Below are 25590 nucleotides of genomic sequence, written 5' to 3'. Positions count from 1 at the left end.
GGTCCTCACCTGGTGCCGTCGGGGCCGGCCGGGTTGAGCGAGGCCGGGAACAGGCTGGTCGGGTAGTTCCGGGAGGCCAGCACCGGGGAGAGCATCCGGGCGATGCGGGCGAGGTTCTCGTCGTGGGCGATGGTGTGGTGGTCGGCGTTCATCTCGTGGATGGTGATGCGCGGGCCGACGAACCCGGCGAGCCCGTTCGACTTGTCGTCGCTGGTGCGCGGCACCGCGGGCAGGTCGTTGCTGTTGCCCGGGGCGAGGAAGCCCTGCGTGGCGTGGAAGAGGGTGGTGGGCACGGTGGTGCGCAGCGGGGCCGGGCGGTAGGCCTGGAGCAGGTCGCCGTTGTGCAGCATCAGTTCGTGCCGGACGAGGATCTGCTGCTTGATCATCTCCCGGTCGGGGCGGGCGGCGGAGCGGTCGCGGATGTGGCCGGCGACGAGGTCCAGCTGGGCCTGGAGGTCGAGGCCGGTGAGGGAGGCGAGGCCGATCTGCTCGCTGACGCCCCAGCGCTGGCACATCGCGTTGCCGAGCATCACCAGGGAGAAGGCCTCCGCCTCGACCTCGGTGACGGTGCCCCAGTCCACGCTGTCCCAGGCCTCGGTGCCGGGCATGATCGGGTCGATCGCGATGAGGTGGGTGACCTCCTCGCCGGCCAGTTGCAGCTGCCGCGTCATCTCGTAGGCGAGCACCCCGCCGAAGGAGCAGCCGCCCAGGAGGTAGGGCTCGCCGGGGAAGCGGTGGCGCAGTTCGTCGACGTAGTGGGCGGCCATCTCCTCGACGGAGTCGTACCGGTGGGGCATGCGGTCGGCCGCGGCGGCGCCGATCTGCTCCAGGCCGATGACGGGGTTGTGCAGGCCGAGGTGGCGGGAGAGGTAGATGGCGTAACTCACCTCGCCGTACAGGTTGTGCGCCCACACGGACCGCCGGTTGTCGCCGTGCCGGTTGATCGCGACGACCGGGGAGGCCTCGGGCGCCGGGGGCGCGGCCGGCTCGTGGGTGACGGGCGGCGCGCACACCCGGGCCGCGTTCGGGGCCGCCACGGCGAGCCACGGCTCGACGTCGAGGTCGACGAGGTCGGGCGGCGGCGCGATCCAGCGGTGGTACTCGCCGTCGCCGGTCCCGGCCGGTACGGCCCGCACGACCACGGTCCGCTCCAGTCCGCCGAGCGGGCGCGTGTGGTGCACGGCCGCGGCGGCGACCAGGGCGGCCCGCCAGGCGGCGGCGCGTTCCAGCCGGCCGCGCAGCGCGCCGGCGGCCATCGGCGCGAACGGGGTGAGGGCGGCCGTCACTTGGTCGAGCGTGGCGGGGGCGGGGAGTCCGGCGGCGGGCGGCCGGTCCGCTCCCCACACACCGGCGAGGGTCCCGGCCACGGCCGCGAGCGACTCGGACGCGGTCTCGGCGAGCGGCCCCTCCCCCGGTCCGGGGGTCTGGACGAGGAGCAGTTCGGTGATCTCCAGGCCGCGGTCCTGGAGGATGCGGGCGGTCTCGACGGCGACGAGGCCGGCGACTCCGTACCCGGCGAGCCGGCAGGAGCCGCCCGGGTGGGCGGCGGCGACTGCCTCGGCGCAGGCCCGCGCGAGGACGTTGACGTCGGCGGCGGGGTCGGGTCCGTCCGGGAAGCCGGGTGCCTCGACGCCGGTGACGGGGCCGTGCTCCGCGAGGTGCCGGCACAGGTGCATCACCCAGGTGAGTTCGCCCGTGTCGCCGAAGAGGCAGTAGACCGGTTCTCCGGCGCGGTCGGTGGCGAGCGGCACCAGCCGGGGTGCCGCGACCGCGGGGCGTGCGGCCGGCTGGGGCCGCTCCGCCTTGCGGACGGGGCCCGCGTCGACGCCGCCGTCGAGGGTCTCCGGTACGGCGTCGGGCAGGACGTAGCTCTGGTCGAGGTGGACGACGAGCCGGTCCACGCTGGGGTGTTCGAGGATCGCGGCCATCGGGATGTGGTCGCCGTAGCAGTCCTGGACGGTCTGCATGATCCGCATGGCGCCGATGGAGTCGACGCCGTAGCTCGCGAAGTCCCGCGCGGGGTCGACGGCTTCGGGCGCGATGCCGATGCCGTCCGCGACGGCCTCCCGGACGTGCTGCCGGAGGGAGGCGAGCCGGTCGGGGAGCGCGGGGGCCTCGGCGGCGGCCGGGGCGGCGGGGGGCGCGGGGGCGGCGGAGGCGGAGGCATCGCGCGCCGAGGACGTCGCGGGGGCCACGGGGTGGGGGCGCGGCGCCGGGGTGGCCGCGGGGGCGGGGGCCGGTCGGGGGGTGGTGGGAGGCGCGGGGCGTTCGGCGGCGGCCGGTCGGGGTGGGGCGGGGCGGGGCGCGGAGGACGGGGTGGTGGCTCGGCGTACGGGTGCCGCCGCCGCTGCCGGTTCCGTGGCGCGGGGCGCCGGCGCCGGCGCGGGGGCCGGCGGGAGCCAGTGCTGTTCGGGGGCGAACGGGTACGTCGGCAGGGAGACCCTGGCGCGGTCCCCCGTCGGGTGCAGGGAACGCCAGTCGATGTCGGCGCCGGCCGCCCACAGCGCCGCGAGCCGGGTGAAGTCGCCGCCGGCGGCGCGGCGCAGGGCGTCGCTCACGTCGTCGCCGTCGACGGAACGGGGGCCGGTGTCACGGCTCGTCGTCAGGCGCGGGTCGTCGCCGCCGTCGAGGTGGGTGCGCAGGGCGGTGGCCAGGTGCGCGAGGGTCGGGGCCGCGACCGCGAGCCGCGCGGCGAACGGCCGGCGTCCCACCTGGAGGGTGTGGGCGACGTCGTCCGGCGACACGGCGTGCAGCCGGCCGTCGCGTTCCCAGCGCTCCAGGTGTGCGAGGAGGCGGCGGGCCGCGGCCCGGAGGCGGTCGTCGTCGCGGGCGCTGAGCACGAACAGCCGGTCGCCGCCCGACGTGTCCGCCGTACGGGCGGACGGGCGGGAGGCGCCGCCCGTGGGTGCCTCTTCGACGACGAGGTGCGCGTTCATGCCGCCGAAGCCGAACGAGCTGACGCCGGCGCGGCGGGGCAGGGGCGCGCCGGTCGCGGCGTCCGTGAGCGGGGTCCAGGGGCGGGCCGAGGTGACGAGGTGGAACGGCGAGTCCGCGAGCTTGATCAGCGGGTTGACGCGTTCCACGTGCAGGGTGGGCGGCAGCATGCCGTGCCGCAGCGAGAGCAGCACCTTGAACAGGCCCGCCATACCGGCCGCCGTCTCCAGGTGACCGATGTTGGTCTTCACGCTGCCGAGCCCGCAGTACTGCCTCGGTGCGGACGCCGTGTCGCCCGCGTCGTACCGCTCGAAGGCGGTGCGCAGGCCGGTCACCTCGATGGGGTCGCCCAGGGCGGTGCCGGTGCCGTGCGCCTCCACGTAGCCGATCGTCTCGGGCCGTGCTCCCGCGCGCTGCTGGGCGCGGGCGATCACCTCGGCCTGGGCCGCCGGGTTGGGGGCGGTGAGGGAGGCGGCGCGTCCGCCGTGGTTGGTCGCGGAGCCCGCGATGACGCCGTGCACGTGGTCGCCGTCGGCGAGGGCCCGGCTCAGGGGCTTGAGCAGGACGGCGCCGACGCCCTCGCCGCGCACGTAGCCGTCGGCGCGGTGGTCGAAGGACTTGCAGCGGCCGTCGGGCGCCAGCATGCCGGACCGGCCGAACGCCTCGAACGCGGTCGGCGCCACGATGACGTTGACGCCGCCGGCGATCGCCTGGTCGCACTCGCCGGTCTGGATGGCGCGCACGGCCCGGTGCACGGCGACGAGGGAGCTGGAGCAGGCGGTGTCGACGGGCTCGCTGGGGCCGCGCAGGTCGAGCAGGAAGGAGACGCGGTTGGCGAGGACGCTGTGGTCGTTGCCCGTCATCAGCTGGCCGTCGACGTCCACGCCGCGCTCGCGGGCCAGTTCGCCGTACTCGGAGGAGGCGACGCCGACGAACAGGCCGCAGGAGCTGCCCGCGAGGTCGGCGGGGTCGTGGCCGGCCTCCTCGACGGCCGCCCACACGGTTTGCAGGAACAGCCGGGCCTGCGGGTCCATGACGCGTGCCTCGCGCGGGGTGATCTGGAAGAACTCGGCGTCGAATCGGTCGACACCGTCCAGGAATCCGCCGCGTACGGGGGCCGTGTCCGGGGCGGTGTCCGCGGCGGTGGCGAACCGCTCGGGAGGCGCCTCGGTGATCAGGTCGCGGCCCTGGATCAGGTTGTTCCAGAAGCTCTCCAGGTCCGGCGAGCCGGGGAACGCGCCGGCCATGCCGACGACGGCGACGGGCTCGTCGGCGCGGTCGGGCGGCGAGGCGACCGGGGGCGCGGCGGGGGCGACGGCCGGGGGCGGGACGGGGGCGGCCGGGGCCGGCTCCTCGTGGGGCGGGGCCGGGATGGAAACGGCCGAACCGTTGGGCTCGTTGGCGGTGCTCGTGACGGTCCGTGCCGCGGTGTCGGTGAAGGACTTTGTCGCGGTGGCCGTGAAGGACTGAGTCGCGGTGGCCTTGACGAGGAGGTCGACCACGGCCGCCATGTCCCGGCAGCCGTACAGGACGTCGGGGGTCAGGTCGGCGCCGGTCGTCCGGGAGAGGCGGTCGGCGAGCTGCACCATGGTCACCGAGTCAAGCCCGAAGTCGCTGAGGTGGTCGCCGGGGTCGATGTCCTCGGGCGTCACGCCGACCAGGGCGCAGATGGCCTCGGTGACGGTGTGCCGCATCGCGTGGACGGCGGAGGGCGTGCTGCTGCCGCCCGCGCTGTCGGCGGTCGGGTGCGTGAGGGTCACGGAGGGCTCCTCAAAAGGGCTGGGACCGGTGGCGGGCGGAACGGGATCCGTGGTGCCGCGGCCGGCGGCGGGTGCGGGCCTGAGCCAGTAGCGGCCGTCGGCGAAGGGGTAGTGCGGCAGGGACACGATCCGGGCGTCGGGCTCGGGTGCGGCGAGGTCGTCGGGGCGCGCGCCGGCCGTCCAGCGCCGGGCCCGTTCCAGGACCTCGGCGTCGGCGGGCGGCAGGTCGTGGCGCCGGAGGGTCTCGTCCCCGGGGCCGTTCACGAGGCGGTCGTGCGGGCGTTCCTCCGCGTAGGCGGTGAGGACCGCGACGATGTCGGCCAGGTCGTGCACGACGGCGCCGAGCCGGGCCGCGAGCGGTTCGCGTCCCACGCGGAGGGTGTGGGTGACGTCCACCGGGCGCAGTGCGGCTCCGGGGCCGTCGAGGAACGCGGCGAGGCGGCGGGCGTACGCGCGCAGGGCGTCCGGTCGGCGGGCCGACAGAAGCAGCAGGAGCGGCCGGGCGGGCCGCGGGCCCTCGGTGTCGGGCTCGGGCTGAACCGCGTGCGGTGGGGCCTCTTCCAGGACGACGTGGGCGTTGGCGCCGCCCGCGCCGAAGGAGCTGACGGCGGCCCTCCGGGGCTCCCCGGTGGGCTGCTCGGGCCAGGCGGACGGCTCGCGGGGCACGAGGAAGCCGTCGGCGGTCGGCGGCCCGTCGGTGCCGAGGGTCGGCGCGAAGGTGCGGTGCCGCAGTTGCAGGATCACCTTGGTCAACTGGACGACGCCGGACGCCGCTTCGAGGTGCCCGGTGTTCGGTTTCACCGAGCCGATCCGCAGCCGGTGGACGTCGCCCCGGACATCGCCTCCGGCATCGCCCCCGACGTCGTACGCCTCGCGCAGCGCGGCCAGTTCGACCGGGTCGCCCACCGGTGAGCCGGTGGCCTGCGCCTCCACGTACTGCACGCTGCGCGCGTCGGTTCCGGAGGCCTCCAGGGCCTGGGCGATGAGGTCGACCTGCGCCTCGGCGCGCGGGACGGCGTACGCCTCGGTCGGGCCGTCCGCGTTGACGGCCGAGCCCCGGATGCAGGCGTACACGCGGTCGCCGTCGCGCAGCGCGTCCGAGAGCCGTTTCAGGACGAGCGCGCCGACGCCCTCGCCGGTGACGATGCCGTCGGCGGCCGTGTCGAAGACCCGCGGCGTGCCGTGCGGGGACAGCATCCGCGCGGCGGCCAGGTCGCTGTGGTGGCTGGGGTGGAGGATGACGTTCACTCCCCCGGCGATCGCCGTGCCGCACTCCCCCTCGCGCAGGCTCCGCACCGCGAGGTGGACGGCGGTGAGCGCGGAGGAGCAGGCCGTGTCGACCGCCATGCTGGGGCCGGTCAGGCCGAAGGTGTGGGACACGCGGTTGGCGACGGACCAGCCGGAGGACAGGGCCTGTACGGCGTTCCCGCGCCCGCGTTCCTCGGCGCCGAGCAGCGCGTACTGGTGGTGCATCATGCCGACGAAGACGCCGGTCCTGCCGCCGTCGCCGACGGCCCGGGCGCGCAGCCGGGAGGGGGGCAGCGCCGCGTCCTCCAGCGCCTCCCAGGCCGTCTCCAGGAAGAGGCGTTCGGCGGGGTCCATGCGTTCCGCCTCGCGCGGCGAGATGCGGAACAGGAGGGGGTCGAAGCGGTCGACGTCGTCGAGGAAGCCGCCCCACGCCGCGCCGACCCCGGCCTCCCCGGCCTCCTCGGGGTGCCAACGTCCGGGCGGGACGGGGGTAATGAGGCTGCGCCCGGCGAGCAGGTGCTGCCAGAGCGTGTCGATGTCCGCGGCGCCCGGGTAGCGGCCGGCGACACCCACGACGGCGATGGGTTCGGGGGCGGGACGGGAGGGGTGGGCCGACGACGCCGGTTGGACCGGCGACGCCGATCGGGCCGGCGGGGCGGTGGTGGCGGGTGGCAGGGCTGCGGTGTGGACCGTCGCAAGGGACTCGGCCCCGGACGTGGCGGTCGGCGCGGGCGCGTCGCTCTGCGGAGTGGTCGGTGGTGGCGGCGGCGTGTCGTCGGCCGGCGCCGCGGCGACTCCCGTCAGCCGGGCCAGTTCCGTGCCCTTCGCGCTCACCAGGGCCCGCGCCACCGAGCGGACCGACTCGCCGGTCACCAGGAGTTCCTGCGGCACCGGCCCGATGTCGCGCTCAAGACGCTCCACCGCCTCCATCACCGTGAGGGAGTCGGTACCGAGGGACGCGAGGGGTACCTCCGGGTCCACGTCGTCCGGGGGCAGGCGGAGGAGGTCCGCGAACAGGTGCCGCAGATGCTCCGTCGTCCCCGCCAGGAGCCGGTCTCCGGCACCGTTCGCGGACGGGCGGGCCTGGGGTTCGACCGGTGCGGCTGGTGTGGCTGGTTCGGCTGCTGTGACTGGTGCGGCTGTCGTGGCTGGTGCGTCCGTGGTCGGTGCGGCCGGTATGGCCCCCGCGGGCGGTGCGGGCGGCACGGGCGACGGCGCGGGCGGTTCCGCCGGCCGGGCAGCGGGCTGTCGGCGCCCCGGTACGGCGGTGGCGGCGGGCGGCGCGGTGTGCCAGGGTCCCCGTTCCGCGACGAAGAGGTGCTGTCCGGCCTGGTCGTCGGTCCAGCCGTGCACGCCGAAGCGGCGGCTGCGGTCGAATCCGGCCTCGGCCAGCAGCGCCTGCCAGGTGAGCGGGGCCAGCAGCGGTCCGTGCGGCAGGCGCAGCCCGGCGTCCCCGGCGAGCCACCACCCGTCGGTGAGACCGAACACGGGGGTGACGGCGTCCAGGACGCGGGTGGCCTCGTTGACCGCCAACAGGCCGCCGGTCGCGGTGAGTTCGGCGACGTTGCGCAGGGTTTGCCGGATGTCCCGGGTGGCGTGCAGGACGTTGGTGGCGACGACGATGTCGTACCGCTCGCCGCCGAAGCCCTGCGTGGCCGGGTCGTCCGCGATGTCCAGGACGCGGAAGTCCGTGTGGGGCCGGCCCTCGGCCAGGCGTCGGCGGGTGCCGGCGACCAGGGAGGGCGAGATGTCGGTGACGTCGTAGTGGAGGGAGGCGCGGTGGTCGTCGAGGGCGTCGAGCACGGCGCGGGTGGTGGCGCCGGTGCCGGCGCCGATCTCCAGGACGCGCACGCGCCGGCCCGGGTCGGCGGCGACAGCGTCGGCGACCGCGGCCCGGACAGCGGCGGCGGTGAGGCGGTTGAAGTGCCGGGTGCGCGGATCGTCCGCGTACAGGGCGGCCATGCGCCGGTCGGAGCCGCCCGGGAAGAGCACGTCCAGGCCGCGCCGTCGGCGGGCGAGGACGTCGGGCAGCGCGGCGGCGCAGTCGTCCAGGAGGTCCAGCGTGGGCGTCAAGTGCCCGAAGCGGGCGAGGAGTTCGCTGCGCAGTCGGGAACGGCGGTCGGCCTCGGGCGCGGCCGGGGCCGTGAGCAGGCCCCGGCCGGGCCGTACGAGGCCGGCCGACTCCAGGGCCGTGAGCAGCGCGTCGAACAGGGGGAGCCTCTCGTCGTGGACGGCGAGGCCCCGCCGCAGTTCCTCGCGGGTGAAGTGCGCTCCGGGTGCCAGGCAGTCGGTGGCTTCGCGCAGGGCGTCCAGCAGGGCGAGACGCGCGTAGTCGTCGACGGCGTCGAGGTAGTCGGGCGCGTAGGGCTCGCCGTCGGCGCGCCGCGCGGCGAGTACGGCGGCCGCCGGGGCGGCGAGGACGTCCCGGCCGGCGGTGGCCGGGACGGTCGGGGCACTCCGGCCGGCGGCGCCCGGGGCGGTCAGGGCATCCCGGTCGGCGGCGCCCGGGGCGGTCAGGGCATCCACCGGGGCGGAGGCCTCGGGACCGGCGGCGGCGCCGGGACCGGCGACCGGCTGGGCTGCCCGGGCGGGCCGCAGGTGACGTGTGCCGTGCTCCAGGGGTGTCACGCGGCCCAGTTCCGTGAGGTCCGCGCGCAGCGGCGCGACCTGGGTGAGTCCGGCGGCGAGGACCTGGCGGAAGGCCTGCAGTCCCTCGGCCGCGGTCAGCGGCTGCACGCCCCAGCGGGCGAGCCGCTCGCGGTGCTCCGGCGTGGCGACGGCGCCCTCGTCGCCCCAGAAGCCCCAGTCGACGACGGTGACGGGCCAGTGCAGCCGGGAGGCCAGGTGGGCGCCGTAGGAGCTCATGAACGTCGAACCGGCGGCGTAGTTCGACTGGCCGGGGTTGCCGGTGTGGGCGATGGCCGACGAGAAGAGGGCGAAGAAGTCGAGCGGTTCGGCGGTGAGCGCGTCGGCGAGGGCGACGGTGCCGCGCGTCTTGGGCGCGAAGGCGGCGTCGAAGACCTGGTCGTCGGACTGGGCGATGGTCCGGTCGGCGAGGACGAACGCCGTGTGGACGGCTCCGTCGACGCCGCCGTACCGCTCGTGCGTCAGGCGGACGGCGGCCCGCGCGGCGTCGGGGTCGGTCACGTCGCCCGAGAAGTACGCGACCTGCCCGCCGTGTGCGCGCAGACCGGTGAGCGTGCCGTCCGGCAGCTGGTGTTCGGGCCGGCGTCCCATCACGACCAGCCGGGCGTCCCACTCGCGCAGCAGGTGCTCGCTGACGACCCGTCCGAGGCCGCCGAGGCCGCCGACGACGAGGTAGCGTCCGCCGCGCCGCAGGGGCAGCCGGTCGTCCGACGGGGCGGGCAGCGCGGCCGGGGCGAGTCGCTTGACGAGCCGCGTGCCCTCCCGCAGCGCGGCCTCCGTGAAGGGGGTCGCGGCCGGTTCGGCGGCGACGGCGGCCACCAGGGGCTGCCAGGCGTCATCGGTCTGGCAGCGTTCGAGGTCGGTGCGCGCGAGGTCCAGGCAGACCACGTCGAGGAACGGCAGTTCGCGCGAGAGGGTGCGCGCCATGCCGTGCAGGGATCCGGCGAACGGGTTGTCGACGGGGCCGCCGGGCAGGGGCTGCTGGCTGTCGCTGGTCAGGACGACCAGCCGCAGGCCTCGCGGGCGCAGGGTGGCCAGCGCCTGCGCCAGGTGGAACAGGGCGAGGCAGCCGTGCCGCTGGGTCCGCTCCAGGTGTGCCAGGTCGGTGGAGGAGTGGCGGCGGGTGTCGACGCCGCCGGCGAAGTAGAGCGTGCGAATGCCCGGGTGCGCCCGGAGCAGGGCCAGGTGGCCGTCGCGGTCGCGCAGTGCCGTCAGGTCGACGGCCCGGCTCGCGCCGCCGTGGTGGCGGACCAGCGCGGCGGCGAGTCCGGCGTCGTGCCCGGCCGTGAACACCAGGGCGGGCCCGTGCCCCCGGTCGTCCGGGGCGTCGACGCGGGGCGCGACGTGCCAGACGGGCACGAGGTGCGGGACGGCGGCGGCGCCGGACGGCCGGACCACGGTCAGCCCGGTGAACTCGACGAGGGCGCGGCCCTCGGCGTCCGTCAGCAGGACGTCGCACTTGACGGTCCCGCGCGCCGCGTCGGCGGCGACCAGACGGGCGTGGGCGTGGCGGACGGGTCCGTCACCGGCGTGCAGGCGGACCCGCTCGACGGCGGCGGGCAGCGTCGCCGGTTCGTCCCACGCGGGCACGGCCCCGTGCACGGCGTGCAGGGCGGCGTCGGTGACGCCGGGATCGCGGCCGGGCGACGAGACGGACGCCCCCAACTGCTCCCCGGTCATGGTCAGTTCGGCCAGCGCCTCACCGTCCCCGCACCACAGACGCTCGATCCTGCGGTACGACGGCCCGTAGTCGAGGCCTGCCGCGCGGGCACGGTCGTAGAACGCCTCGTGGCTCACCTCGCGGGGGCAGCCGAGCCGCACGGAAGCGATGTCCAGGGGGGCCGGGGGGAGGGACGGGACGGCGTCGGGGTGGGGCGTCGCGGTCCGTGCCGTGACGGTGGCGTGCACGGTGCGCCGCTCGCCGGTGCCGGTGCAGATCTCGACGGGGACGGTGCCGTCCCCGGCGGCGGGCAGGACGCGTACGACGGGCTGTTCACCGGCGGTCACGACGAGGGCGGTGCGCCAGCGCACGTCGGTCAGTCCGGAGACCGGCCGTCCCGTCGCGCGCTCGGCCGCCGCCCGGGCCAGCGCAAGGTGGGCGACGCCCGCGAGGACGGGCCGGCCGTCCACGACGTGGTCCGCCACCCACGGGTGGCCGGGAGTGAGAGCGGCCGTGAACTCGGCCGCCCCGTCGGGCGCGACACCCGACTCGGCGAGCGTCACGCCATCCGTCCCGCCCTCCGTCCCGCCATCCGTCGCGCCGTTGGTCTCCGCGGGCCGCGCAGTCCGCGCCGGGGCCGTGCCGACCGGGGCGTCCACGGTGTCGGGCCAGTGCACGGGGCCGGCGAACGGATAGGTGGGCAGGGGCACGGCCCGCGGCGCCCGCCCGTGCCGGTCGCGGCGCTCGGCGGCCTCGGGCCACTCGAACTCCGCCCCCGCGACCCAGCGCGCGGCGATCTCATGCCAGCGGCGCCCCGCGAACAGGCCGCTGAGGTCGCCGGCCTCACGCCGGGGAGCCTCCGGTGCGACGCGGCCGGTCGCGTCGGCGGCACCGGTCGCCACGTACTGTTCGAGCGCCCGCACGAGCCGCGCGCGGGTCGGGACGACGAACGCGACGCGGTGCTCGAAGGCCTCCCGCCCGGCCCGGAGCGTGTGCGCGATGTCGTCGAGGCGGAGCCCGGCGGCATCCGGTGCGGCAAGGTGGCGGGCGAGCCGGTCGGCGGCGGCCTTCAGACGGTCCGGTGTCCGGGCGGACAGGACGACGAGGTGGTCGTCGCCCTCGGCCGGCCGGTCGTCGGGACGTACGGCGTCCCGGTGTTCCTCGATCACGGCGTGCGCGTTGGCGCCTCCCGCGCCGAACGAGCTCAGGGCGGCCCGGCGCAGGTCGTGACCCGGCCGTGGGTGCCAGGGTCCGGCGGCGCGCTGGAGGCGGAACGGCGTCCGGGCGAAGTCGATCTTCGGGTTGGGCGGGTCGCTGTGCAGCGTCGGCGCGAGCGTGCCGTGCCGCAGCTGGAGGAGGATCTTGGTGAGGCCGGCGATGCCGGCCGCCGCCTCGGCGTGGCCGATGTTGGGCTTCACCGAGCCGAGGGCGCAGTACTGGCGTTCCTCCGCGGACGGTCCGAACACGCGGGCCAGGCCCTCGATCTCGATGGGGTCGCCGAGTTCCGTGCCGGTGCCGTGCGCCTCCACGTAGCCGATGCTCGACGGGTCGACCCCGGAGCGGCGCAGCGCCGCGCCGATCACGGAGGCGTGGGCGCGCGGCGAGGGCACGGTGTAGCCGTTGGTGTGGCCGCCGTGGCTGATGGCGGTGGCACGGACGACGCCGTCGATGCGGTCGCCGTCGGCACGGGCGGCGGCCAGCGGCTTGAGCACCACGGCGCCGACGCCCTCGCCGGGCACGAACCCGTTGCCGCCCTCGCCGAACGCCCGGCAGACCCCGTCGGGGGAGATCATGCGCTGCTCGGCGAGCATCGCGTACTTCATCGGGTGGAGGTTGAGGTGGGCTCCGCCCACGACGGCCGTCCGGCACTCGCCGCGCCGCAGGCTCTCGCAGGCCAGGTGCAGGGCGGTGAGGGAGGCGGAGCAGGCGGTGTCCACGGTGAGGCTCGGGCCGTGCACGTCGAGGAAGTAGGAGAGCCGGTTGGCGAGGGAGAACTCCATCGAGTAGGCCGGTACGGGGTTGCCCTTGCCCCACTCCTCCGCGCCGACCAGCCCGTAGGCCAGGCCCGTGGCGCCCACGAAGACGCCCACCGCGTGACCCTCGTCGGTACGAGTGGTGCGGTGCAGCCGGGTGCGGGTGTACCCCGCGTCCTCCAGCGCCGACCAGGCGACCTCGAGGAACAGTCGCTCGGCGGGGTCCATGCGGCGGGCCTCGCGCGGGGCGACGGAGAAGAACAGCGAGTCGAAGCGCGCGGCGTCCTCGATGAACCCGCCCCACCGTCCGTAGCTCGTGCCCGGCCGGCGCTCGCCGCGGTCGAACCAGCGCTCCCCGTCCCACCGTTCGGACGGGATCTCCCCGATGGCGTCCCGGCCCTCCACGAGCATCCGCCACAGCTCGTGCACGTCCCGCGCGCCGGGGTAGCGGCCGGCCAGGCCGATGACGGCGATGGCGTCGTCGGGCGCGGCGTCGCCGGCCGGGGGCGGGGCGGTGGGTCGGGGCGCGGTCCTCGCGGCAGAGGCCGCGGCTTCGGGGGCGGGTGTCGGCGCCTTGGCCTCGGGGGCCGAGGTCGGCGTCGGCACCGGGGCGGTCGGGGAAGCCTGCGCGGCCGGGGCCAACGCGCCCAGCGACGACCGGTGGTTGGCCGCCAGGTAGTCGGTGAGGTCGTCGACCGTGCGGTGCTCGAACAGCAGCGTCACGGGCATGGGACCGAGCCGGTCCTCCAGGGCGGCCGTGATCCGCTTGACCATCACCGAGTCGATGCCGAGCGCGGAGAACTCCTGGTCGGAGCGGAGCCTGCCGGGCGCGATACGGGTCAGCCGCGACACGAGGTCCAGCAGGTACGCCCGCGCCACCCCGGCCGCGTCCCACTCCGCCGCGTCGGGCACCGCCGGTTCGGCCGACGCCCGGGGCACCCCTGTGTCCCCGGCACCGCCGGTTCCCGCCGCCACGCCCGTGAGGCGGGCGCGCACGAACGCCTCGATGCGGTCGCGGTGTCCGTGGACGACGACGACCTCGCGCGCCTCGGAGCGCAGCGCCGCCGCCATCACCGACAGTCCGGTGTCCGGGGGCATCTCGACCATGCCCTGGAGCACCTCGACGGCCCGGCGGTCGGTGTCGCTGAGCGTCATCCCGCCGTCGGCCCACAGCGGCCAGCCGACCGACACGGTGCGTCCGCGGCGCCGGCCCGCCTCCACCAGGGCGGCGCGGTGGGAGGCGAAGCCGCCCAGCGCACGGCTCGCGGCGGCGTAGTCGGCCTGCCCGGGGTGGCCCGCGTATCCGGCGAGCGAGGAGAAGAGCACGAAGTGGCGCAGCGGTTCGTCCCGCGTCGCCTCGTCCAGGTTGCGGGCACCGGCCAGCTTGGGCGCGAGCACGCGCGCGTGGCCGCCTGGCGCCTTGTTGGCGATGTACGCGTCCTCGTTGACCCCGGCCAGGTGCAGCACGTCGGTGACCGGGCCGAAGGCCGCGCGGGCCTCGGCGACGGCCCGCCGTACGTCGTCGGGCCGGGTCACGTCACCGCGTACGTACCGGATCCGCTCCGCCCCGGTGCCGTTGACGCGGCGCAGCAGTTCTGAGACGCGTGCGCCGGCGGGCGAGCGGCCCAGCAGGACGATCCGGGCGTCGGGAGACTGGGCCAGCCGTTCCGCGAGGCTCAGGGCGATGCCGCCGCCACCGCCGGACAGGAGGTGGACACCGTCTGCGGGCGGTGCGGCGGGGGCCGGCGTAAGGGGCGTCATGGTGCGCACCCAGCGGCCGTCGGCGTCGTGGCGCACCTGGCGCAACGGCGCGACGGGTTCCGCGAGTTCGTCCAGGGCGAGGGCCACGGGGTCGGCCGCGCCGTCCGCGGAGAGCGCGACCAGGTGGAGCCGGCTGTCCTCCTGGGCGGCGATCGAGCAGAAGCCGCCGAGCGCGTCCGCCGCCTGCGCGCGGTCCTCCCCCACCGCGAGGCAGGCGACGGCGAGCCGCTCGCCGACCCGGCCGCGGATCAGGGTGCGCACCGCCGGATACACGACGTCCAGGCAGTGTTCGGGGCCCTCGGCCGTGACGAGGACGATGCGGTCGGGCAGGTCGCCGTCGGCGGCGAGCGCGGCCCACAGCCGCTCCCACGACGCGTCGTCGGCGAGCGAGACGGTGTGCGTGTCCGGCGGCTGTACGGCGGGGGCACCGGGCGCGGGCGGCACGGGGCCCGCGACGGCCGCGACCACCCGTCCCGTCCCCGGCGTCACGAGGCCGGGCCGGCGCGCGGCGGAGGGGTCGAGCACGATCAGGGGCGTGCGCCCGTGCCCGGGGGTCCGGTGCCCGGTCGGCGCCGTGCGCTCCCAGCCGGACGTGTAGGCCACCACCTCGTGCGCGCCCGCCGCCGGGGCGGGGCCGGCCGGGGCCGCCGCGCCCATGAGGGCGGCCGCGTCGGCGACGGCCAACTCCCCCGCCCTGACGCGCTCGAGGATGTCCCGACGGTTCTGCCTGGAGATCACTGCGCACCTTCCATGAGCCGTTCCGCTTCGTCCACCGAGAGGCGGCCTTCGTTGAGTGCCTGGAGCAGTTCGGGCAGCGAGGCCCCCGGCGCCGACGGCGCGGCGGACGCCGGGACGGGCACCGGGCCCGCCCCGGGCAGGGGGGTGAGGGCTCCGAGGGCTCCGAGGGCTCCGAGGGAGCCGTGGGGGCCGTGGGGATCCAGGGGTCCGTGGGGATCGAGGGGTTCCGCCCAGTGGCGCTGTGCTTCGAACGGGTACGCCGGCAGGGGCACGCGCCGGCCCGGGGAGGCGGGCAGCGCGCGCTCGCCCGAGACCCAGCGCAGGGCCGTCTCGTAGGGATCGGTGTCCTGCGGTGCGGCGGCGTCGGCGTGCCCGTTGGCCGCCGCCCGCCCGTCCGACGGCCGCTCGGCCCGACCGGTGAAGGTGTCCGGGCCGGGTTCCTCGTCGAGCAGGCGGCGTACCGCGACGGCGAGTTGAGCGGTCGTCTCGACGACGAACGCCGCGCGGTGGGCCATCGGGTCCCGGCCCTCGGCGAGGGTGTGGGCGATGTCGGTGAGGGCGAGCGGTCCGGCCTGCTCGGCGGGGTCCCGGGTGAGAAAGCCGTGCAGTTCCCGGAGCCGGGCGCGGAGCCGTTCGGGGGTGCGGGCGGACAGCGGGACGACGACCGGGCCGGCGGCCTCGGCGGCGGGCCGGGTGTCGGGGTAGTCCTCCAGCAGGACGTGCGCGTTGGTGCCGCCGAGGCCGAAGGCGCTGACGCCCGCGCGGCGCGGGGCGTCGCCCGCCGGCCACGGGGTGAGGCGGTCCACGACGCGGAAGGGGCTGCCGTCCAGGTCCAGCAGCGGGTTGGGCTCGGTGAAGTGGAGCGTGGGCGGCAGCATGCCGTGCCGCATGGCCAGCACCGTCTTGACGACGCCGGTCAGTCCGGCCGCGGCCTCGGTGTGCCCGACGTTGGACTTGACCGTGCCGAGCAGGCACCAGGGGGCGTCGACCGGCGCGCCGTCGGGCCTGCCGTCGAGCGCGGCGAACGCCTTGCGCAGCCCCCGTACTTCGATGGGGTCGCCGACCTCGGTGCCGGTGCCGTGGGCCTCCACGTAGCCGACCGTGCGCGGTGCCACACCGGCGTCGCGGTAGACGGTGGCGATGAGCTCCGCCTGGGCGGTCGGGTTGGGCATCATCAGCGAGTCCATGTGTCCGCCGCCGCCGTGCGAGACGCCGCTGCCGCGCACCAGCGCGTACACGGTGTCGCCGTCGGCGAGCGCCCGCGACAGGGGCTTGACGAGGACCGCCACGGCGCCCTCGCCCCGCACCATGCCGTTGGCCCGCCGGTCGAACGCGGCGCACCGGCCGTCGGGCGACATGATGCCGAGCTGGCCGAGTGCGACGAACAGGTCGGCGGTGAGGAACAGGTGCACGCCGCCGACGAGCGCCGCCTCGCACTCGCCGGTGCGGACCGCGCGCACCGCCCGGTGCAGCGCGGTGAGCGAGCTGGAGCACGCCGTGTCGACGGCCTCGCTGGGGCCGCGCAGGTCCAGCTGGTAGGAGATGCGGTTGGCGATGAGGCAGTGGCCGTTGCCGCTGACGACGTGTCCCTCGCGGTGCCGGCCGGCCCGGTGCAGCTGCCAGTCGTAGTCGCGGGAGGTGGCGCCGATGAAGACGCCGGTGCGGGTGCCGCGCAGGGACGCGGGGCGGTGGCCGGCGTCCTCCACCGCCTGCCAGGCCGTCTGGAGCATGATCCGCTGCTGGGGGTCCATCAGCTCGGCCTCCAGCGGCGTCATGCCGAAGAAGTCGGCGTCGAAGCGGTCGACGCCGTCGATGAACGAGCCCCAGCGGCTGTTGACCGTGCCGGGCGTGAGGTGCGGGTCGCCGAACACCTCGCGCCAGTCGAACCGGTCGCGCGGGATCTCGCCCACCAGGTGCGTGCCGTCGCGCAGGTGGCGCCACCAGGTGCTCAGGTCGGGCGAGCGCGCGAAGCGGCCCGCCATGCCGACGATCGCGACCGGGTCGTCCCCGTCCGCCCCTGCGCCGCGCGCCGCCGCGGGGGCCACGGGGTGCGGTCGCGGGGTGTGTTCCGGCGGCACGGGCGCCGCGGTGGCCGGTTCGTGTACGGCGTCCGGGGCGGGCCGCGACGGCTCGGTGTCCGCCGCGACGACGGAGGCCTCGGCGGGAGTGTGCCTGCGTGAGGCGACGGGCGCGTGCTCGGCGAGGTGCGCCGCGAGCGAGTCGATCGTCGGGTGCTCGTAGAGCAGGACCTTCGGCAGGCGGCCGAACTCCGGTTCCAGGCTGCGGACCAGCTGGATGGCGCTCAGGGAGTCCATGCCGTAGTGGTCGAAGGTGACGGCGGTGTCGACCTCGTGGGCCGCGAGTCCGAAGAACCGCGCGAAGACCGGCGTCAGCCGCTCGCGCACCTCGTCGGCGTCCGCCATGACGGGCTCCGGGGCGGTCACGGGCGTAGGCACGGGGGCGGGCACGGGGGCGGGCACGGGGGCGGTCGACGGAACGCTCACCGGGTCGGTCACGCACGTGGTCGCGGGCGTGGTCGCGGGGGCGGTGGCCCGAGTGGGTGCCGGGGACGGTGCCTCCGCCGGACCGTTCGCCGCGGTGCCGCTTCCCGCCTCGGCCGTCGCCGGTACCTGGCTGAAGAGGACGGCGTTGTCGAACTCCGTCTCGGCCAGGTCCGGCGCGCCGAGCGCCCAGGTCGTCTCGAAGCCCTGCTCCGCGAGCGCCGCGCGCCAGCGCGGTACGTCGAAGAACGGCGAGTGCGGCAGCCGCGCCGCCACGTCCACCGCGGACCAGTAGCCGGGCAGGGGTCCGATCATGGCCGTCATGCAGTCGTGGTTGCGCACCAGTTCCTCCAGGACGAGCACGCCGGACGGCGCGAGGAGGCGCCGGATCCGGCCGAGGCTCTCGCCCAGGTGCCGGGTGGCGTGCACGGAGTTGGCGGCGACGACGATGTCCGCGCTGCCGGGTTCGAAGCCCTGCTCCACCGGGTCCCGGTCGAGGTCGAGGACCGCGCACGTGAAGTCCACCGGGGTGTCGGCGAACCGGGCGCGGGCGGCGGGCAGGAAGGCCGGTGAGACGTCGGTGAACCGGTACTGGACGCCGTTGCCGTGCTCGGCGACGGCCTCCAGCAGCCGGCGTGTGGTCCCGCCGGTGCCGCCGCCGATCTCGACGAGGCGCACCGGCTGACCGGGCCGGGACTCCCGCAGGGCGCGCACCCGGCCGGCCACGAGGCGGGCCACGATCTCGTTGTGGTGGTCGGCGACGGTGTTGCCGTCGTAGATGCCGAGCAGCAGGTCGGGGTGGTCCGGGGAGAAGAACACCTCCAGCGCGTCGGCCCTGCCGGTGAGGATCTCCTTCAGCCGGGGCACGCAGACCCGCACGAGCTTCAGCCACGGGGCCAGTTCGGGGTGTTCGGCGGCCAGTCGCGACGCCTCCGCCGCGAAGTCCGGCTCGGTCGTGCGGGAGGCGGGGGGCACCTTCGCCATCAGCGCGGCCAGCGCGTCGGCGAGACGGCCGTAGTTGTCCTCGTCCGCCAGCAGGGCGCGCAGGCGCTGCGCGGTGGGAGGGGTGGGGCCGTCGGCGAGCAGGTGCGCGCACCAGCGCCGGAGCAGGTCGTTGAGCCGCTCCATGCCCTCGGCGGCCCGGCGTCCGTCGAACCCGCTCGCCCGGATGTGCCGCTGGACGTCCCGCACTTCGGCGGGCACCGCGGGGCGCGACGCCTCGGCCGGGCCGGCGGCCGGCCGGACGTCGGCCTGCGGGGGGTCGGCGGGCTGCCGGAGGACCGCCGGGGTGACGGGCTGCCGGAAGCCGTCCGTGGCGGCGGCGCTGTCCCCGGCGGCGGTGGCCGCCCGGCCCGTGCCCTTGCCCGCGTGCGTCTCCGTCCCCGTCCCCGTCTCCGTCTCCGTCTCCGTCTCCGTCTCCGTCTCCGTCTCCGTCTCCGTCTCCGTCTCCGTCTCCGCGAACCAGTACCGTCCGCCGCCGAACGGATACGTCGGCAGGCCGACGCGCGGTGTCGCGGGGTCCGGTGCCGCCGTGGCGGGCATCGGGGCGCCCGCCGCCCAGGCCCGGGCCGCCGCCGGCAGCGGCTCGCCGGGGGCGGTTTCGGTGGCCGCCACGTGCACGCCGGTCGAGGCGTCCGGGTCGGTGAGGAAGGCGTCCATCGCGGCCAGCAGGCCTTCGTGGGAGTCCGCGAGCAGCACCACGCGGTGCCGCATCGCCTCCCGGCCGTGGTGGAGCGTGGCCGCCGTGCGGTCGAGCGGGATGTCGGGCGTCGCGGCGAGGAAGTCGCGGTGGGCGCGCACGAGTCGGCGCAGTGCCTCGCCGTCGCGCGCCGAGTACGGGAAGAGGCGGGGACGGCGCGGGGCCGGGGCCGCTTCGCGCACCGGCGCCTGTTCGAGGACGGCGTGGGCGTAGGACCCGCCGAAGCCGAAGGAGCTCACGCCGGCGAGGCGCGGCCGTCCGTCGGGGGTGTGCCAGTCGACGGGGCGCGTGTTGACGTAGAGCGGCGTGTCGTCGAAGCGGCAGTGCGGGTTGGGCTGTTGGTAGTCCGGCATGGCCGGGATCACGCCGTGCTCGATCTGGAGTACGGCCTTGACGACGCCGACGAGTCCCGCGGCGCCCTCGGCGTGGCCGAGGTGGGCCTTGGCGGAGCCGACGGCGCAGAACGCGGACCGTGTCGTGTGGCGGCGCAGGGCGGCGACGGCGCCCTCGATCTCGATGGGGTCGCCGAGGGCGGTGCCGGTGCCGTGCGCCTCCAGGTAGCCGAGGTCTCCCGGGTCGATTCCGGCACGCGCCCAGGTGTCCAGCAGCAGGTGCGTCTGGCGGTCCGGGCTGGGCGCGGTGACCGATCCGGCGCGACCGCCGTGGTTGACGCCGACCTCGCGGACGACGGCGTGGATCGGGTCGCCGTCGGCGAGGGCCTTGTCGAGGGGTTTGACCAGGACGGCGACGACCGCCTCGGCGGGCACGTAGCCGTCGGCCCGCGCGTCGAAGGTGTGGCAGCGTCCGGACGGCGACAGCGCGCCCAGCGCCGAACTGCGCACGTAGTGCTGCGGGTCGAGGATCAGGTTGGTCCCGGCGGCGAACGCCATGTCGCACTCGCCGCGGCGCACGGCGGCGACCGCCAGGTGCAGGGCGTAGAGGGACGAGGAGCAGGCCGTGTCGACGACGAGGGAGGGGCCGGTCAGATCGAAGTGGTAGGCGATGCGGTTGGCGGCCATGGTGACGGACGTGCCGGTCACGTCGTGGGCGCCCATCCGGCGTCCGGAGGCGGTCATCGCCTGGTCGTAGTCGCTGAAGCAGCGGCCCACGAAGGTGCCGGTGGCGGAGCCGCGCAGCCGGCCGGCGACGCCGGCGTCCTCGGCCGTGCGGTACAGGACCTCCATCAGGTGGCGGGTCTGCGGGTCGAGGCCCTCGGCCTCGGCGGGGGTGAGTCCGAAGAAGGCGGCGTCGAAGCGGGTGACGTCGGTGAGGAAGCCGCCGTGGCCGCAGTCGGTGGCGTCCGGCCGCTCGCCGTTCGGGTCGTGGTACAGGCGGTGGTCCCACCGGTCGGCGGGGACCTCAGTCACCAGGTCGCGCCCGCCGAGGAGGTCGGCCCAGAACCCCTCGGGGTCGTCGGAACCGGGGAAGCGGCCCGCCATGCCGATGACGGCGACGGGCATGGCCGGCCGGGGCGCCTCGGTACGGGCGGCGTCCTCGTCGGCGGAGGCGACCTGGCCGTGGGCGGAGGCGGCCTCCCCCTGCGCGGAGGCGGCCGTCCGGAGCGCTGCGGCGGTCTCGCGGCGCAACGCGGCCCGTACGGCGTCGGGGTGGGCGTCGAGCAGGTGGGTCACGAGGCGGTCGGTGTCCGGGAAGCGGAACAGCGTCGTGGCCGGCAGGTCGACGCCGAGCCAGGCACTCAACTCCGAGGTGAGGGAGGCCAGTTCCAGCGAGCTGAGACCGAGGGCCATGAATCCCGCGTCCCGCACGGACGACGGCTGCGTCTCCTTGCCGGCGCGGCGCAGGGCCGTGGTGAGCGCGGTGGTGACGTGGGCGTCGAGTGCTTCGCGCGGGTCCGGGACGTCGTCGCCCGAGTCGGCGCCGGGCACGGGCGCTTCGAAGACCGTGTCCGCGCGCGCGTCCCGGCCGACCGCTTCGCCGGCCGCTTCGCCGCGCGGGGTCTCCAGCGCGGCCCGCAGCCGGGCGGGGTCCCCGTGCAGGACGACGACGCGCTCGGTGCCCAGGCCGAGGACGGTGTCGAGGGTGTCGAGGGCGGTGGCGGTGTCGAGCGGGACGGAGCCGGTGCGGGCCAGGACGCGGTCCTGGAGCGCGGGGTCGATGCGCATGCCGCCGTCGCGCCACAGCGGCCAGTCGACGGCGACGGTCACGCCGTGCCGTCGGCCCGCCCTGCGCAGCCCCTCGCGGTGGGTCGCGTAGGCGTCCAGGGCGCGGTTGGCGGCGCTGTAGTCGGCGCCGCCCGCGCTGCCCGCCGCGGCGGCGAGCGACGAGTACAGCAGCAGGTAGTCGAGCCGGTCGTCGCTGGTGACGGCGTCGAGGGCGGCGACGCCGAGCAGCTTCGGGGCGAGGACCCGCTCGGCCGCCGAGCGGGTCTTGTTGACGACGAGCGAGTCCTCCAGGACACCGGCGGCGTGCACGACCCCGGTCAGCGGCCCGAAGCGTTCGCGTACCTGTCGTACGGCGGCGGACAGCGCGGCCCGGTCGGTCACGTCGGCGGTGAGGTGGACGGCGCGCGCGCCGAGGGCCTCGAGTTCGGCGACGGCCCGGTCCGTGCGGGCGTCGCCCGGTGAACGGCCCAGCAGTGCCAGGGACACGTCTCCTGCCTCGGCGATACGGCGGGCCGTGTGCAGTCCGAGTCCGCCGGTGCCGCCGGTGATCAGGTAGACGCCGCCCGGACGGCCGAGGGGCACGGACGCCCCCGCGGGTGCCGGTGCCCCGGCGGGCACGAACACCTCGGTCAGGCGGCCGTGTTCGGTGTGCCGGATCTCGGTGCCGTAGGCGTCGGCCGGTGCGCAGGCCTCGGCGAGGAGCGTCCGCGCCTCGACGGCCGGGGTCCGGTGGCGGACGGTCTTCAGCAGGAGCCTCGGCTGTTCGAGCCGGACGCTGCGGGCGAGACCGCCCACGGCGGCGTGCGCCGGGCTCGCGCCGCGGGCGGCGTACGCGTACACCACGGGCAGGGGCCGGGCGAGGCCGACGGCGAGGGCGCGGCACAGCAGGAGGGCCGACAGCACGCCGCCGGTGCCCGTGTCGCCGGTGGTGTCCCCGGACAGCGGCCACAGGTGGAGGACGGCTCCCGGGGCGCGGTCCTCCGCGCGCAGCGCCTCGACGAGCCGGAGGTAGTGGTCGGCGTCGCCGGCCTCGATCTCGAACTCGTCGGCGGAGAGCCGCTGGTAGGACATGCCGGGCCGGACGCGGACCACGTCGGGATGCAGCGCGCGCATCTGCCGCACGCGGTCGGCGTCGGCGTCCAGGAGGAGCAGCGGACCGACCGGCGCGGACACGGTGGCCGGGTCCGGCAGGGGCAGGGGCCGGGTGTCCGGGACGTACAGCAGGGTGGCGGGCCGGTCCGGGTTCACGGCTCGGGGCTCCTCGCGCGTCGGGGACGGTCGTTCGCCGGGTCCGGGGTCGCCGAGCCAGTACCGCCGGCGCTCGAAGGGATACGTGGGCAGGGAGATCCGCCGTGCCCGGTCGAGGGCGGGCCAGTCGGACGCGCCGCCCGCGGCCCACTGCCGGGCGGCCCGCGTCTCGTCGGCCGCGCCGCCGGTTCCCGTGTCCGCGCGCGTGTCCCGGCCGACGGGTTCGGTGCCGGCGTACGCGGGGCAGGCGGGCGGGCGGCCGTCCGCCCACGCCGTGAGGGCGTCGGCGAGTTCGGCCGTGGAGGCGGCCACGACGGCGAGGCGGTGTTCCATGGGGCGGCGGCCGGCGCGCAGCGTGTGCGCCACGTCGGCGAGGTGTGGTCCCGGGTGGGCCCGCAGGTGTCCGGCCAGCCGTCCGGCCTGCTCGCGCAGCCGTTCGGCGCTGCGCGCGGACAGCGGGACCGCGAGCGGCCGGCCCGGACCGGACCGCTCGGGCCCGTCGGCGGCGGTGAACTCCTCGACGACGACGTGGGCGTTGGCGCCGCCGGCCCCGAAGGCGCTCACGGCGGCCCGTCGGGGCAGCGGGCGCCCGGTGTCCGGGTCGACGGGGGCGGGCCAGGGCTCGGGGTCGGCGGGCAGCCGGAACGGCGTGCGCTCCCAGTGGATGCCCGGGGCGGGCGCGCCGATGTCACCGACGGCCGGGAGGGTGCGGTGCCGCAGCGCCATCAGGGCCTTGGTGAGCCCGGCCATGCCGGCCGCGGCCTCCAGGTGCCCGACGACCGGCTTGGCGGAGCCGATGACGCAGTACCCGAGGTCGCCGGTGTGCCGCGCGTACACGGAGCTGAGCGCCTCCACCTCGATCTGGTCGCCGAGGGCGGTTCCCGAGGCGTGGGCCTCCACGTAGCCGATGGTGCGCGGCGCGACACCGGCGTCGGCGAGGGCGGCGGAGACGACCCGTGCCTGGGCGTCGGGGCTGGGCACGGAGTAGCCGCCGGTCCGCCCGCTGTGCAGCAGCGCCGAGCCGCGCAGCAGCCCGTAGACGTGGTCGCCGGAGGCCAGCGCGTCGGAGAGCGGGCGCAGCAGCAGGGCGCCGACGCCCTCGCCGGGCACGTAGCCGTCCGCGTCCTCGCCGAAGGGGCGGCAGCGTCCGGTCGGTGACAGCAGGCCCAGTTCGGCCAGCCGCAGGTACTTGTACGGGTGCAGGGACAGGTTGACGCCGCCGACCAGCGCCGCGCGGCACTCGCCGCGCCGTATCGCGTCGGCGGCGAGGTGCAGGGCGGCCAGACTCGCGGAGCAGGCGGTGTCCACGGTGATGCTGGGCCCGGCGAAGTCGAACGTGTACGACAGCCGGTTGGAGAGGGCGGACGACCAGGAGCCCGCGACGTCGGCGGAACCGGCGTGCAGCCGGTCCAGGCCGTGCAGTTGGTAGTCGTTCCACATGGCGCCGGCGAAGACGCCCACGGCACGGCCGGTCTGGGCGGCGAGTCCCTCGGGGGTGTGTCCGGCGTCCTCGATCGCCTCCCACGCGGCCTGGAGCAGCAGCCGTTCGTGAGGATCCATCAGTTCGGCCTGGCGGGCGGTGAGATGGAAGAAGGGCGCGTCGAACTCCGCCACTCCGTCGCAGAAGGCGCCCCAGCGGGAGTAGGTGCGTCCCGGTGTGCCCTTGCGCGGGTCGAAGTACGGTGCGTGGTCCCAGCGTTCGGGCGGGACGGGGGTCGCGCGGTCCTTGCCCTCGGCGAGCACCTCCCACAGTTCGTCCGGGGTGCGGGCGCCGGGGTAGCGGCCGGCGAGTCCGACGATCGCCAGCGGCTCCTGGGCGGGGCCGGGAGCGGGAGCCGTGAGGTCGGGCGCCTCGGGTCCGGGGGCCGCGAAGGACGCCGCCTCGGACGCGAGGGGCGCGAAGGGCGCCGCCTCGGGTGCGATACCGGGGGTGACGGCCGCCTCGGCCGCGGGGGCCGGCTCCTCGCTCCCGTCGGGCAGTTGGTCCAGTCCCGGATGCTCCGCCCGCAGATGATCCGCGAGGCGCCGGACCGTCGGGTGTTCGAAGAGCAGCGTGGGATAGAGGTCCGTGCCGAGCATGTCCTCCAGGTCGCCGACCATGCTCAGCAGGTCCACCGAGCTGAGGCCGCACTCGTAGAAGCCGAGTTCGCGGTCGACGCGGCCGGGTTCGACGCCGAGGCGGCGCGCGACCAGCGCCGCGACCCGTTCCTCGAACGCGCCGGCGGGCGCCGGTGTCGGTTCCGTGGCCGTCGGCGGTTCCTCGGGGCGTTCGGCCGGCAGCGGCTCCTGGGGGCGTTCGGCCGCGGGCCGGGTGCGGTCCGTGATGAGCGCGGCGGACCGCACCCGCTTGGCGCGGAAGCCGGTCAGTTCGGCCACGACGTCGCCGTCCGTGCCGCACACCACGATGTCGGCCTGGAACAGTTCGCTGCCGAAGTCGCCGGTGACCGGACCGGGAACATGGACGAGATTGTCGGCGCCGACGCCCGCGCGGGCCCGCAACGACTCGATGTAGAGCGGGATGTAGGCGTGCCTGGGGGTACCCGGGTCCTGCTCCGGGAACAGCAGCATCGGCACGAGCGTGGCGAAGTCCAGGACCGCCGGGTGGGCGTGGAAGTGGTCCACGTGCTCGGCCGCCTCGTCCGCGAGCCGCATGCGCGCCAGGGCGTGTCCGGGCGCGACGTGCACCGTGCCGGACGCCCTCATGAAGCCGCGGTGGTGGATGTCGATGGCGCGGACGTGGCCGTACAGCTCGTCGACGTCGACGGTGCGGGTCGCCGCCGCCGTCAGGCCGGCCGGGTCGATCCGCCGCCACGGCGCGCCGTCGGCCGGGTGGATCTCGGCGGTGCAGTTGGTCTCCCACGGCGCCCGCGGGTCGCCGCCGGGGCGGCTGCGCACCGTCACGGGCACGGGCCGCCCCGGGTCCGCGTCGCCGAGGACGACCTCGACGGCGCACCGTTCGGCGGCACCGACGACGGGCGCGTGGAAGACGATGCGGCGCAGGATGACGAGGCCGGGGTCGACGCCCGCCCGCCGGACGGTCCGCAGCACCAGGTCGAGGAGGAACACGCCGGGCAGGACCGGCACTTCGTGGACGAGGTGGTCCCGTACGGCGGGGTCGTCGGCACCGACGCCGGTGGTGGCGCGGCGGCCGGCGAGCGGGCCCAGCAGGTCGTGGCCGGGCAGCGGATCGTGGGGCCGCGGCGGGTCGTGGGGCCGCGGCGGGTCGTGGGGCCGCGGCGGGTCGTCGTGCTGCGGCAGGTCGTCGTTCGGGCGCTGGACGGAAGGGTTCTGCGACATGG

Annotated in this window: 2 protein-coding genes; both read right to left on the bottom strand. The window is 76.4% G+C overall.

The annotated features are described in order from the left end of the window. Window positions 1-5 precede the first annotated feature (5 nt). Window positions 6-14720, bottom strand: a complete 14715-nt coding sequence (locus ACZ7D7_RS09780; protein WP_470823454.1) for an SDR family NAD(P)-dependent oxidoreductase — start codon at window positions 14718-14720, stop codon at window positions 6-8. Beyond that, window positions 14717-25588 carry an SDR family NAD(P)-dependent oxidoreductase gene (locus ACZ7D7_RS09775; protein WP_470823453.1) on the bottom strand — a complete coding sequence of 3624 codons (10872 nt, stop codon included), beginning with the start codon at window positions 25586-25588 and terminating at the stop codon, window positions 14717-14719. The genes ACZ7D7_RS09780 and ACZ7D7_RS09775 overlap by 4 nt, the downstream gene beginning before the upstream one ends. Between the last annotated feature and the right edge of the window lie 2 nt (window positions 25589-25590).

The organism is Streptomyces sp. NPDC037054 (assembly GCF_055606745.1).
Note: the sequence above shows the minus strand (reverse complement) of the source record. Positions and strands in the feature narration are given on the sequence as shown.